Genomic DNA, 13,050 nt, shown 5'->3' with positions numbered 1-13,050 from the left:
GACGGGCGGCGGAGCCCTGGGTTCCCTGCGGCGCCCCGCGCAGGCGCCATCGAGCGGTGGGGAGGGAGGGGCCCCGCTCAGCCGCCCGGGCCCGGGTGCGGCTCGACGCCGTCCGCAGCTCCGCTCACCGCCTCCTCGTCCACGAGCCGCAGGAAGTCGGCGGCGGCGGGGCTGCCGAGGTCGCGCGCCCGCTCGAACCACGCGCGCGCCTCCGCCACGAGGCCGGCCCGTCCACCCGGCCAGGTGGGCACGTCGTCGGCCTCGGCCAGGATCCACAGCCCGACGGCGGTGTCGACCGCCAGACGAGCCGGATCGCGCGCGGCAACCAGTCCCCGCTCGGCGGTCGAGAGGGCGCTCTCGATCCACGCGCGGCGGCGATCGGGATCCGGCTCGCGCAGGTGGCTGCCCAGGGCGCGCAGCTGATGGTCGACGAGCAGGCTCCAACCGTTCGTCGCGCCGGGGTCGAGGGCCAGCGCCGTCTCGGCCAGGGCGAAGCCGCGCGCGTCGCGACCGTTGCGCAGCTCGTGATGCGCCCGCACCCACTGCACGCTCGCCGCCACGCCCGCGATCGGCCCGACGAGCGACGAGCCGCCGCGCGCGGTGCGTTCGCTACCTGCACCGCCGAGCCAACCGAGCGTCACGAGGACGACTCCGCACAGCGGCACCAGGACGACCGTCGCACGCACGCGCATCACGCTCCCACCTCGCGCGCGGTGCGCGGTGCGCGGGCTGCGACGACGAGGGACACGAGGACGATCGCCGCGGCCACGGCGAGCGTCGTCGGATCGTCCACCAGCCGTGGCGCGACGCCGGTCCCCACGAGTTCGAGCCGACGTCCGAGGTCGGCGCCGGGCCAGGCGGCGAGCGCGGGGGCGCCGGACAGCGCGCCGAGCCAGATCGAAGCGGCGATCGCGACCGAGAACGCGGTCGACAGGTAGGGGCGCAGGGCCAGCACGAGCGCTGCAGCCGCGAGCAGGGCCGACGCCGCAGCGAAGGCCAGCGCGAGTTCCGCGTCGAGCCCCGTCCGAACGGGCCCGAGCGCCGTGAGTCCGTCGCGCTCGAGCGTCAGGCCCGCGCCCGTGCCGAGTCGCGCGAGTGTCACCCTGACGTCACCGGTCCCGGACGGGAGGTCGACCTCGAGCGTTCGATTGGCCCAGACCGTGCCTTCGGTGCGTCGGGTCGCGGGGTCGTCGTGCAGCGCGACGCCGTTCACCGCGGCACCCTCGTAGCGCGTTCGATCCACCCGGAAGGACGCGTACACGACCGGGCCGCGATCGGGGAGCGTGACCAGCCGCGCGCGCAGTCGTGTCGCACCGCGCAGTTCCTCGCCCGCCACGCTCAGCGACCGCGCGTCGGTCTCGCCCAACAGGTTGAGCGGCGCGGACGTGATCTGGCGCAGGGCCACGTGTTCCGCTCCGACGCGCGCGCCACCGGCCCAGGCCGCCGTCGACGCGCACAGGAGCGCGAGTACCAGGGCCGCGCCGCCACCGCACCAGGTCGCGAACGCCGTCGTGCCGCGCGCGACCGGTGTCTGCGCCAAGCCGTCGGCTTCTTCCTCGCGCAGGCGCCCGGCGTGGGCGCACAGCGCGATCACGCCCAGCGCTGCGAACGCGGTGGCGTAGGCGAAGCTCGCGTCGAAGGCCGCGCCGCCCACGCTCCGGGCCATCGATCCGGTGCCCCACAGCGTCGCGTCGGTCACGGACGCGTCGCGCTCGACCCAGCGCGGAACGAGCGCCGCCGGGATGGCGAGCCACGCGACGCGCGCCGTGCGCCGGAACGCGAGTCCGGCGACGGCCAGTGCCGCCGTGCACGCGCGCCGCGAACTCGACCGGTGCGAACTCACGCTCGGTCCCGGGCGCGTGCGAGGTCCGCGAACAGCCGCGCCGTCGACGCGGAGGACGGGCGCGTCGCGACCAGTCGACCACCCGTCGCGCTCGCGGCCTCGGCGAGCCGTTCGCCGGTGGACCGTGAGTCGGTGGATCGTGAGTCGTCCCCGTTCGCGTCGGCCCCGTCGAACTCGATCTCCACCTCGATCGCCGACGCCCGTCGCGCCAGTTCCGCGGCCGGTCCTTCCCAGGCGCTGGTCCCGTCGATCAGGACGGCGATCCGGTCGCAGTGGCGGAACAGCTCGCTGCCGTGGTGCGAACAGAGCACGACGGCGGTGCCGGCGCCGAGCCGTTCGTCGAGCGCCGCGGCCAGGACCTCGAAGCCCTCGGCGTCGAGACCGGCGCCGGGCTCGTCGAGCAACAGGACCGCCGGTTCGTGGATCAACGCGCAGGCCAGCGCGAGACGCCGTTTCATGCCGGTCGAATAGCGGCGCGTCGCGCGGCGACCCGCGGCGGTCAGTCCGACGCGCTCGATCCACCCGTCGACGAGGGCGCGACGTTCGCGCGCGCTCTCGGACCGCACGCCGCGCAGGCGCGCGACCAGGTCGAGGACTTCGCGCCCGTTCAACTCACCGGGGAAGGGGAAGCCGTCGGGCAGAAGTCCCGTGCGCGCGCGCCCCGCTGCGCTCGCGGGATCCAGTCCGAGCACGCGCACCGAGCCGGCACTGGGTCGGTCGACGCCGGCGGCCAGGCGCAGGAACGTGCTCTTCCCCGAACCGTTCGGACCCATCAGGCCCACGGCGCGACCCGGCTCGACGGCGAGGTCGAACGGTCCGAGGACGCGCCGCGACCGCAGCCAGAATCCGCTGCGGAAGTCGCGCGCGACGCCGCTGGCCACGAGGGCCGGACTGCGGACGGGCTCGGTCACGCGATCACTTCACGCTGCGCCGGTGGGCTACGTCAACCGAGCCGGGGCGGGCGCGGGGTCCGCGAGCGCGCCACGCCCGCGCGATCGGCTATCCTCCCGCGCGATGATCCGACTCGTCCCGACCGAAGGCCCCGGTGCTGGGCGTCCCGTCCAGCTCGACGACGGTGCGCGCATCGGTCGACTGCCCGCCTGCGAGCTGGTGGTGGTCCACGGTTCGGTCAGTCGCGTCCACGCGCGCATCGAACGCCGCGGCGAGCGCTGGTTCTGCGTCGACGCCGGGAGTCGCAACGGCCTCTTCGCGGGCGGCGAGCGCGTCGCCGAGGTCGAGCTGACCCCGGGCCTCGAGCTGCTCCTGGGCGAGTTCCCGCTGCGGGTCGAGGCCCCAGCTTCCGGGGCGGCCGCACCCGCCGGCGACGTGATCGAGGACGACTTCGAGTTCGATCTCGACGGGCCGGCGCCGCCTGCCCCGCAGGCCGCGGCCGCTGCGCCCCGGCGCGCGCCCGCGCAGCGCAACGACCCGCCCGCCGACGATTCGCCCGCCGACGACTCGGGCGGGTTCGAGTTCGAGGAACCGGCGGAGATCCAGGTCGGGTCGACCGCTTCCAAAGCTGCAGCCAAGGCCGCAGCGCCCGCCGGCGAGCGCTCGGGCCTCTCCCAGGCCCAGGTGCGCTCGGCGCAGTTCCTGGCCGAGGAGTCCCAGGCCCGCTCGGGTCTGGTCCGCGGCGAGCTGACGCAACAGCCCGCCTGGATCCAGGCCCTGACGTACGTGGGGGTCCTCGCCTTCGCCGGCGCGCTGGCTTTCGGTGCCTACGTGCTGGTGAGCTGAGGGCCGTGCGCCACTCGAGCGGCCGCGCGCGCCACTAAAGGCGCGTCGAGGCCTGCAGGTAGAAGAACGTCTCGTTCTCGTCCCGGCCGGCCTCTTCCAGCGCGTCCCCGCCCAGGAAGTAGCTGTAGCCCGCTTCGAAGCTCGTGCGCGCGTCGACGGTGTAGGTCGCGCGCAGGTCGAGTTCGTAGCCGACGGTGTTCGAGGTCGCGGAACCGCCCGCGATGATCGGCCTGCCGCCCGCGTCGTACAGCGCGTCGTCGTCGTCCGCGAGGCGGAACCCGTAGAGCGCGGCGCGACCGCTCCAGTTCTGGTCGAAGCGCTGTTCGGCACCGATCGAGAGCGCGACCACGTTGGACCGACCCACGGCGTCGGCCTGGCCGAGGTAGGCGTGGCCGAGCGGGAAGAGGGGGTCGAACGTCTCGACGTCGCCACCGCTCGCGTCGTCGCCGGTCGCCACGTCGAGTCCGGCGAACAGGCGCATCGCACCGGGTTCGGAGCGGTGTCCGACCTCAAGCGCGAACATCGAGGCGTCCACGTCGGCGTCCCCGACCTCGCCCGTCTGCATCGCGGTCTCGACGTCCAGGTCGAAGCCCGAACCCAGGTCGCCGAACAGACGCAGTCCGATGGTCAGGCGTTGGTCCTCGCCCGTCGTGCCGTTGAACGTCCGCGGGTCCCGTTCGCTCCCCAGCAGGTACAGGTCCGTGCCCAGCGTGTCCTCCTGCGGGCGGCGCGTGGCGTACAGACCCCACAGGGCGTTCTGCGGATCGGCCTCGTTGAAGTCGGTCTTCATGACCGGGACGAACTGGGTGTAGAAGCCCGTCACCTCGAGCTCGTCGTTCGACCACGTGAGGGCGCCGCCGTCCCAGGTGCGCAGCGCGTTGCCCCAGGGCAGCGGGCTGACGAGCCGTTGCGCGCCGAACGACAGCATCTGCCGCCCGAGTCGCAGTTCGAAGTCGCCGCCGGCGCCGGACCAGTCGAGCTCGTAGAAGAACTGCTGCAGGTCGAGCGTGTCGATGTCGACGCCGCGCCGGCCGCCGGGCAGCGAACGGTCCGTGGCCTGCGCGGTCTTGATCTCGGCGAACAGTCGCTGGTCGTCGTCGATCGAGAGGTCCGCGTGCACGAACGCGCGCGTCAGCAGATAGCCGTCGGTGTCGTCCGCCGGGGCCGGCGGCCCGAAGTCGAAGCCGGTGAAGCGCTCGTAGCGCGCGCGCAGCGATCCGCCGACCGTGACGCGCACGTAGGGCGACGTGCGCATGTTCTTCAGTTCGTCGCTCCAGTGCAGGTACGGTCCGTCGAAGTCCGACCAGTCCTCGTCCTGGCGCAGGAAGGCGAAGGACGGACGGGACGCGTCGTTCGCGGCTTCGCCCTGGGCGTGGACCACCGGCAGCGGGACGAGGAGCACGAGGCCGCACGCGGCGGCGCGGTGGAATCGAAGAGCGAGCATGGGGTGGGGAGGGAGCTTGGGGGGGGTGAACTGGTGCCTGAGGTCGCGCCGGTGTCTCAGCGTCCGTCGGTGGATCAGCGTCCGCCAGTGTGTCAGCGTCCGTCGGGGCGCGCCGTCGCGAGGCCGGATCGGACCCGTTCGAGCAGACGCTGCGTGGCCTCGATGCCGTCGACCTCGGACAGGCGCTGACCTTCGTACTCGATGCCGACGAAACCGTGGTACCCGGCGTCGAGAACGATCCGCAGCATCCGCTCGAAGTCCGTGCGCGTCTCCGTGCCGTTCTCGTCGAAGTCGTGGGACTTCGCGCTGACGGCCTTGGCGTAGGGCATCAGTTCCTCGACGCCCCGGTAGCGGTCGTACCACACGTCGTCGAAGCCGCCGTCGTCGCGCTCGGTGCGGCTGACGAGGAAGTTGCCGAAGTCGGGCAGCGTGCCGCAGCGCGGGTGGTCCGCGCGGCGAATCGTCTCGGCCAGCCACGCGCCGTCGGACGAGGGGCCCCCGTGGTTCTCGACGATCACGCTGAGGGCGTACTCGTCGGCCACTTCGCACAGGTGGTGCAGGGACTCGGCGGCGCGCTGGCTGTGCTCGTCGCGCGGTCCGGAACCGGCGGCGTTGACGCGAATGGAGTGACAGCCGAGCAGGCGCGCCGCGGCCAGCCACTTGAAGTGGCGTTGGACGGCCTGGCGTCGTTCGCCGGCGTCCTCCGCTCCGAGTCGTCCTTCGCCGTCGACCATGATCAACAGGCTGCGAACGCCCGCGTCGTCGGCCGCGCGCCGCACGTCCTCGAGGTAGCTGAAGTCCGTCGCGCCGCGCTCGAAGAACGTGCTGACGTACTCGACGGCCGCGATGTCGAACTTCGACCGGGCGAAGGGCGCGAAACGAAGGTGCGTGAGTTCGCCGGAGCGCAGCGTGCGGTGCAGCGACCACTGGGCGAGCGAGATCTCGAACGGCGGCGGGTGCTCTTCGTCGTCGGTCGGCGCGCTCTGCGAGTTCGTCATGTTCGTGGGGTCGGCGTGGTTCGCGTCCCCGAGCGCCGCGGTGGCGATCGGGAGTGCCGCGAGGTGGGCGGAGAGCTTGAGGATCTGGCGTCGCGACTTCATGGTCTCGTGTGGATTGTCGGTACGGCGTCAGGCACGAATCTGCCACCTGCCGCGCCGGGACCCTGCGAATCGCAGCGTCTTCGGCGGCAGGTGGCAGATTCGTGCCTGACGCCGTACCGACAATCTACGCCCGGCACCAGGCGTCCGCGAGCGCGCGCGCCGCTCGGTCCCAGGTGAAGCGCGCCGCGTGCGTGCGGCCTGCCTCGGGCGCGCCACAGTCCAGCGCGTCGCTCAGCGTGCGGACCAGATCGTGGGGATCGGTGGCCTCGAACGGGTAGCCGTGTCCACCGGCCACCTCGGGCAGAGCGCCGGCGCGCGCGTGCACGAGCGGAACTCCCGCTCGCAGCGCTTCGGCGGCCACGAGTCCGAAGCCCTCGAGCAGCGACGGCAGCACCACGCAGGCCGCGCGGGAGTAGGAACGCGCCAAGTCCTCGTCGTCCGCGCCGTCGAGGAACGTCACGCGCTGCGCCACGCCGAGTTCGCGGGCCAGGCGTTCGAGTCGCGCGCGCTCGGGACCGCGACCGATCCAGACCAGGTCCGGAAGCGTCGGCTCGAGCGCCAGAGCGTCCAGGACGACCGCGACGTTCTTGCGCCGTTCGAGGTGACCGATGCCCAGTAGGAACGGGCCGAACCCGTCGTCGGCGCGGTCGGAACGCGGATGCAGCGGCAGGTGGTCCGCACCGTTGTGCACGACCAGCGGCGCACCGTCCGCGAGGTGCGAACCGAACCGCTCGCGCAGGAGCTCCGCCACGTGTTCACTGACCGTGCACACGAGATCCGCGCGGCGCGCGGCGGCGCGGTACAAGGTCGGTGCGATCAGACGCCGGCCGGTGCCGACGAGCGACGCGGTCAACTGACGCAGGTCGTGCACGAGCCAACTCACGCGCACGAGGTCGCGCGGCAAGCGGCGCGGCAACGGCAGGTGCGCGGTGTGGACCCAGTCGAACGGGCGACCGGCCGCGCGCGCCGCGTCGAGGCAGCGCCGCACCGCCGGTCCCTCGCGCTGCCAGCGCACGAACGGCGGACCGCTGGGCACGTCCAGCTCGATCGCGTCGGCGCCGTCGGGAACGAGACTCGAAGTCGCGCCCGGCGGCGTCGTGACCGCGAGTCGTCCACCGCGCGCGGCCAGTTCGGCGGCCAGGCGCGGCAGCATCTGCTCGGCCCAGCGTCCGACGCCCGAGCGTCCTTGATCCAGCACGTGCCCGAGCAGGAGGACGCGCGGTTCGGGGCCGGTGCGGATGCGCACGCGGCGTTCGACCGCTCCAGCGGTTGCCGGCCCCGGCTGCGTGTCCGACCGCTTCATCGCAGGAGTGTGCACCAGATCGCCGCGACGCGTTCGGCCGCCCGGTCCCAGGTCCGTGCCCGCGCCGCGCGCGCCAGGTCCGCGCGGGCGTTCGGCGCCAGCTCGACGGCGCGGTCGAGCGCGGCCGCGATGGCGCCCGCGAGGTCCGCCAAGGCCGGATCGAAACACAGCGCGTCCGGACCGGCGGCCTCGGCCTCGGCGCTGTTCGCCGCGACGACGCTGGGCGTGCCGGTCGCAGCCGACTCGAGCGCCCCCAGCCCGAACCCTTCGCTGTCGCTGACCCCGAGCGTCGCATCGGCACCGGCCATCAGTTCGGCCAGCGCGCGATCGTCCACGTGTCCGACGGGGCGCAGTCGTGCTGCGGAGCCGAAGTCGCGGGCGCCGCTCAGGCAGCGCTCGACGTAGGCGCGCGCCGCGTCGTCGAGCGCGCCGGTGACGACCAACTCGTGGCGCCGCGCCGCCTCGCAACGGGCCAGGGCCGCGAGCGCGCGATCGAGCCGCTTCTTGGGCCGCGTGCCGCCGACGACGAGGAAGTAGGGGGGCTGCGTGGGACGGGGCGCGAGCGCGACCGTCGTGAACGGCGCGCCGACGCCCCACGGCACCACTTCGATCCCGGGGGCGTTCGCTCCGCGCTCGGCGCGCAGCGCGGCGGCCGTGCGCTCGCTCGGAACGACGGTGGCGCGCGCGCGTCGCGTCCGCGCCCAGTAGCGATGGCGACGATCGGTGTTCTCGTTCGAGTCCGCGTCCGCGTTCGACCGCGTTCGCCACGGCACCTCGTGCACCGTCTGGACCAGCGGCACGCGCGCGCGCAGCGGCAGGGCGGACACGGTCGTGTGCACGCCGTCGAGACCCAGCCGCCGCACCGTCCCCGGCAGCGTCCACTGACGCCAAACGGTCGGGTGGTCGTCTCGGCGCGCTCCGAGCGGCACGAAGCAGAGGCCGTCCCGCGTCGCGGCGCGCGAGCCGAGCGCGCGCCACAGCTCGAGCGCCGCGCGCCGCACCCCCGGCGACGCGGCCAGCGCGAGCGGCGAGAGATCGAAACCGACGCGGTGGATGGGGTGGGGGCGTGCTGTGTCGGACATCGTGGGGCAGGACGGCGAGGAGTGTCCGCGCCGCGCGCGCGTCGGGCAAGCGGCGACGACCGCGGTCCGCCCCGTGGAAGGCGCCGGACCGCCACCGGGGCCCCACGGCACCTCGAACCGTGCCCGGGCGGCGCGCGGTGCTAGTCTCGCCGTCCGCCACGGGCCTCTCGTCCGTCGACGAGTCGACAGGTCGCACGCCCGCTCCCGTTCTCTTCCGCTCCCGTCCGCTCCCGTCCATGCGCACATTCGCCTCGCTGCTGGCCGTCGCCGCTCTCCTCGTGTTCCTGCCCGCCTGTCGCACGACCACGGAGAACGATCGCGTCGAGTACGCCACGACCAACTTCGAGGCGCTCGTCGACGGCGCGAGCGACGAGCTCGGCCTCGCCACGCGACTGCTCGAGGACGCGCCGGAAAGTGCGGAGCGCGACGCGCTCGCGCTCGAGATCGACGCGGCGCTGCGGCTCGTCGAGGAGTTGCGCGGCGAACTGGAGCGGGCCAACGCGACCGGCAGGACCGAGGAGATGCAGAACCTCACGCGTCCGGTGATCGTCTTGGTCCAGACCGCCAGCCTCCTGGCCGAACGCGCCGGGCGACTGGGAGCGGACGCGTGAGCGACGCGCCCCTTCGCAAGCCGCGCGTCGTCTTCCTCTGCATCGGCAACGCCTGCCGCAGCCCGATCGGCGAGGGCTGGTTGCGCCACCTCGCAGGCGAGCGTTTCGAGGTCTCGTCGGGCGGCGTGCACCCGATCGGCGTGCAGGCCCTGTCGATCCAGGTCATGCGCGAGGCCGGTGTCGACATCTCGGCCCAGACCTCGAGCTACGTCCATGCCGAGCTCGATCCACCGCCCGACGTGTTGATCGCGCTCTCGAACAGTGCGCTCGAAGAAGCGCCGCCGATCCCGAGCGCGACGCACGTGTTGCGCTGGCCGATCCCCGATCCCTATGCGGTCCGCGGCGACGAGAACACGGTGCTGCGCGCCTACCGCGGCACGCGCGACGAGATCCGCGAGCGTCTCGAGGAGTGGCTCGCCGCCGGAGCGCCGCCGCTCGGTGCGGGGCGTTGAGCCGGTGGCGTTCGTGACGACGGCACGGGGCCGCGGCTGACATGGCACTTCACACCGGACTGGCGGGTCGCAGCGTCTGGATCACCGGCGCGTCGGGTGGCATCGGTCGCGCGTGCGCCGTCGCCTTCGCTCGTGAGGGCGCGCGACTGGTCCTGTCCGCGGGGACGCGACGCGCGCAGCTCGAGCACTTCGTCGCGCACGAGCTCGCGTCGGAGGTCGGGCGCGAGCTCGGTCCGGACGAGGTGCTCGTGACCGAACTCGACGTGCGCCGCGCCGCGAGCTGCGACGCGACGGCCGCGCGCGCGCTCGAACGCTTCGGCCGACTCGACCACGTGATCGTGAACGCGGGCGTGTGGCCGGAAGCGGACGTGCCGCTCGCGCGCCTGGACCCCGCGCGCCTCGAGCACACGATCGCGGTGAACTTGACCGGTGCAGCGCTGACACTGCGCGCGTTCGCGGCGGCCCTGGCCGAGACCGGGCCGCGCGACGCCGCCGACCCCGCGGCCGGCGGCGCCTCCGCGGTCGCGATCGGCTCGACCGCCGGGCGCTTCGGCGAAGCGGGACACGCGGACTACGCGCTCTCGAAGGCCGGGCTCACGGGCCTCGTGCTGTCGCTCAAGAACGAGTGGGTCGCGCTCGATCCCGGTGCGCGCATCAACCTGCTCGAGCCGGGGTGGACGGCGACCGAGATGGCCGCCGGCGCCCTGGCCGACGGCGCCGCGGTGCAGCGCGCCCTGTGCACCACACCGCTGCGGCGCGTGGCGTCCCCGCACCAGATCGCGACGGTGGCGCTGACGTTGGCCTCGCCGGCGCTCGCGTCGCACGTGACCGGACAGACGGTGACGGTCGCGGGGGGGATGGAAGGGCGCCTTCTGTTCGACCCGAGCTCGATCGACGCCGAGCGCGCGCGCGACGTCTGACCGGACCCCGAGCCAGTCGTGTCCGGACGCGTGGGCCGCTAGGCTCTGACGCTCCCATGCGAGCCAAGTCGACGAACGCCACCATCCGTCCGCGCCCGGCGCGGGTGCCCGTCCTCCTCGTCCTCCTCGCAGCGGTCGCGTCCGGCTGTGCCGCGACCGGCGGCGGGTCGAACGGTCCCGGCCCGTTCGGCGCGCCGCTCGGACCGGTGCGCGCGGCTGCCGTCGACGGTGCCGCGAGCGGTGCGCTGACGCTCGAGGAGATCTTCGCCGACCAGCAATGGGTGGCGCGTTCTCCCACGGCTGCCGTCTGGTCGGTCGACGGTGAGCGGGTGCTCTACGACCGCGTGCGACCGAACAGCGCGGTCACCGATCGCCATCGGATCGACCTCGCGAGCGGCGTGACGACGATCGTCGCCGACGACGCGCGCGGCCCGCTGGCGGCCGGAGGGTGGATCCACGAGCCGGGCGCGACGGGCGACCGCGCACTCGGCGTCCACGCCGGCAACCTGTTCCTGTGGGACGCCGGCGGACCGCGCCAGCTGACGCGCGGGCGTGCGTCCGTTTCGTCGGTGCGCTGGTCGCTGGACGGCGAGCACGTCTTCTTCGAACGCGGCGGTTCCTGGTGGAGCCTCGAACTCGACGGAGCGAGCGACGCGTTCGAACTGGCCCGCTTCGAGACGAGCGACGAGCCGCCGGACGAGAGCGACGGTCCGACCGGCTTTCGCGCCGAGTCCCAGCAGCGCCTGTTCGACGTGATCAGCGAGGAGGAACGGCGCGCGCGCGAACGGCGCGAGGTGGACGAGCGTCGCCGCGACCTCGACCCGACGCGCGTGCTCGCTCCCTTGTACGTCGGCGCGGGCAACACGATCTGGCGCGACGAACTCGACCCGACCGGACGCTACCTGGTGGCGATCGTCGAGCCGCAGGGCCAGGGCGACGGCGCGCGCGACCAGATGCCGGTGTGGATCACCGAGGACGCCGACATCGACGTCGAGCGCGTCCGTCCGCACGCCGGCGAGGCCGCGCGCATCGGCCATCGCCTCGAGTGGTTCGACCTCGAGACCGGCGGGCGCGTCGAGGTTCCGCTCGACGGGCTGTCGGGGCAGGACACCGATCCGCTCGCGTTCCTGCGCGCCACCGATCCGCTCGAAGGACCGCGCGAGGTGCGCGCGCGTCTCTTCGACTGGTCGCCGGACGGGCGTCTCCTCGCGCTGCAGGTCTACTCGATCGACGACAAGGACCGCTGGACGTGTCTGCTCGACGCCGAGGACGCCACGCTGCACGAGATCCACCGACTCAGCGACGAGGCCTGGATCGGGAGCTTCAACGAGATGGGCTGGGTGCCCGGCACGTCGCAGCTGTGGTTCCAGAGCGAGGAGTCGGGTTGGAGCCACATCCACCTGTACGACGCGGACACCGGCACGACGCGCGCACTGACCAGCGGGCGGTGGGAGACCGACAACGTCGTCGCCGCGCCCGACGGCTCGTGCCTGTTCTGCGTCGGCAATCGCAGCGATCACGGCGTTCTCGAGGTCCACCGCGTGTTCCTCGACGGGCGCGCGGCCGAGCGTCTGACCCATTTCGAAGGCGTGACGCGTTTCGTGCTGTCGCCGGGCGGCGAGCGCCTGTTGTGCACGGTCTCGCGCGCGCTCGAACCGCCGGAGCTGTACCTCGTCGACGCGCGCACGGGCGCCGAACCGAAGCGCCTGACCCACACGATCGAACCGGCCTGGGCCGCGCGCCCGTGGATCGAGCCCGAGTACGTCCTGGTCCCGGGGCGCGAAGGTCGCGCGATCCCGGCGCGGCTGTACCGACCGGCCGGCACGCCAACGGGACCGCGGCCCGCCGTGCTGTTCGTGCACGGCGCAGGCTATCTACAGAACGCGCACCGCGGTTGGAGCACGTACCAGCGCGAGTTCATGTTCCACAGCTTCCTCGTCCAGCAGGGCTTCGTCGTGCTCGACATGGACTACCGCGCGTCGGCGGGCTACGGCCGCGACTGGCGCACGGCGATCTGGCGGCACATGGGCGAGCCCGAGCTCGAGGACCTGGTCGACGGCGCGCGGTGGTTGGCACAGGACCTCGACGTGGACCCCGAACGCATCGGCCTCTACGGCGGCTCGTACGGCGGCTTCATGACGCTGATGGCGCTGTTCAAGGCGCCCGAGGTCTTCGCCTGCGGTGCGGCGTTGCGGCCGGTCACCGACTGGGCGCACTACAACGATCCGTACACGGCGCGCATCCTGCACACGCCCGATCTCGACCCCGAGGCGTACCGCCGTTCGTCGCCGATCGAGTTCGCGGAAGGCCTCGAGGACCCGTTGCTCGTGTGCCACGGACTGGTCGACTCGAACGTGCTCGCGAAGGACTCCGTGCGTCTGTCGCAGCGCCTGATCGAGCTCGGCGTGCAGGACTTCGAGGTGATGCTCTATCCGGCGGAGAGCCACGCGTTCCGCTGGCCGTCCAGTTGGCTCGACGAGTACCGGCGGATCTGGAAGCTGTTCGACACCTGGCTCGTCGAGCCGATCGGCGCGCGCGCCGCCACGGAGGACTGAGCC

12 protein-coding genes are annotated in these 13,050 nt (G+C 73.3%); 5 read left to right on the top strand and 7 right to left on the bottom strand.

The window, feature by feature from the left end; all coding sequences use genetic code 11:
* Positions 1-77: 77 nt before the first annotated feature.
* The 3 genes from Pla163_RS13410 to Pla163_RS13400 are packed head-to-tail and all read right to left on the bottom strand — an operon-like array spanning position 78 to position 2,754.
* Complete coding sequence (locus Pla163_RS13410; RefSeq protein WP_145189308.1) at positions 78-692, bottom strand: hypothetical protein; 615 nt, start codon at positions 690-692, stop codon at positions 78-80.
* Positions 692-1,843: a hypothetical protein gene (locus tag Pla163_RS13405; protein ID WP_145189305.1), complete on the bottom strand. Its 1,152-nt coding sequence runs from the start codon at positions 1,841-1,843 to the stop codon at positions 692-694. Before Pla163_RS13405 ends, Pla163_RS13410 begins: the two co-directional genes overlap by 1 nt.
* Positions 1,840-2,754: an ABC transporter ATP-binding protein gene (locus tag Pla163_RS13400; RefSeq protein ID WP_145189302.1), complete on the bottom strand. Its 915-nt coding sequence runs from the start codon at positions 2,752-2,754 to the stop codon at positions 1,840-1,842. The genes Pla163_RS13405 and Pla163_RS13400 overlap by 4 nt, the downstream gene beginning before the upstream one ends.
* A gap of 103 nt (positions 2,755-2,857) precedes the next feature.
* Between Pla163_RS13400 and Pla163_RS13395 the strand changes: the two genes are divergently transcribed.
* Positions 2,858-3,580, top strand: coding sequence for an FHA domain-containing protein (locus Pla163_RS13395; protein ID WP_145189297.1), 723 nt, complete (start codon positions 2,858-2,860; stop codon positions 3,578-3,580).
* 34 nt (positions 3,581-3,614) lie between these two features.
* Here Pla163_RS13395 and Pla163_RS13390 read toward each other — a convergent pair whose 3' ends face one another.
* From Pla163_RS13390 to Pla163_RS13375, 4 genes are all read right to left on the bottom strand, one after another.
* Positions 3,615-5,024: an alginate export family protein gene (locus Pla163_RS13390; protein WP_145189294.1), complete on the bottom strand. Its 1,410-nt coding sequence runs from the start codon at positions 5,022-5,024 to the stop codon at positions 3,615-3,617.
* 92 nt (positions 5,025-5,116) lie between these two features.
* Positions 5,117-6,124: a sugar phosphate isomerase/epimerase family protein gene (locus Pla163_RS13385; protein WP_145189291.1), complete on the bottom strand. Its 1,008-nt coding sequence runs from the start codon at positions 6,122-6,124 to the stop codon at positions 5,117-5,119.
* A gap of 124 nt (positions 6,125-6,248) precedes the next feature.
* Entirely contained in the window at positions 6,249-7,427 is a 1,179-nt protein-coding gene (locus tag Pla163_RS13380; RefSeq protein ID WP_145189287.1) for a glycosyltransferase family 4 protein, read from the bottom strand.
* Positions 7,424-8,509: a glycosyltransferase gene (locus Pla163_RS13375; protein WP_419185927.1), complete on the bottom strand. Its 1,086-nt coding sequence runs from the start codon at positions 8,507-8,509 to the stop codon at positions 7,424-7,426. Before Pla163_RS13375 ends, Pla163_RS13380 begins: the two co-directional genes overlap by 4 nt.
* 236 nt (positions 8,510-8,745) lie before the next feature.
* On the opposite strand from Pla163_RS13375, the gene Pla163_RS19085 reads away from it, so the two are divergent.
* Genes Pla163_RS19085 through Pla163_RS13360 form a run of 4 tightly spaced genes read left to right on the top strand, consistent with a single transcriptional unit; the run spans position 8,746 to position 13,047 of the window.
* Positions 8,746-9,120 carry a hypothetical protein gene (locus Pla163_RS19085; RefSeq protein WP_419185926.1) on the top strand — a complete coding sequence of 125 codons (375 nt, stop codon included), beginning with the start codon at positions 8,746-8,748 and terminating at the stop codon, positions 9,118-9,120.
* Positions 9,117-9,572 (top strand): arsenate reductase ArsC, encoded by a 456-nt coding sequence (locus tag Pla163_RS19080; RefSeq protein ID WP_419185925.1) that lies wholly within the window; start codon positions 9,117-9,119, stop codon positions 9,570-9,572. Before Pla163_RS19085 ends, Pla163_RS19080 begins: the two co-directional genes overlap by 4 nt.
* A 41-nt stretch (positions 9,573-9,613) precedes the next feature.
* Positions 9,614-10,492 carry an SDR family NAD(P)-dependent oxidoreductase gene (locus Pla163_RS13365; RefSeq protein WP_145189281.1) on the top strand — a complete coding sequence of 293 codons (879 nt, stop codon included), beginning with the start codon at positions 9,614-9,616 and terminating at the stop codon, positions 10,490-10,492.
* Between the two features lie 56 nt (positions 10,493-10,548).
* Positions 10,549-13,047, top strand: a complete 2,499-nt coding sequence (locus tag Pla163_RS13360) for a S9 family peptidase (protein ID WP_145189278.1) — start codon at positions 10,549-10,551, stop codon at positions 13,045-13,047.
* Positions 13,048-13,050: the final 3 nt, after the last annotated feature.

Source organism: Rohdeia mirabilis, from assembly GCA_007750655.1.
GTDB lineage: Bacteria > Planctomycetota > UBA1135 > UBA1135.
This window is presented reverse-complemented; position numbering and strand designations above follow the sequence as displayed.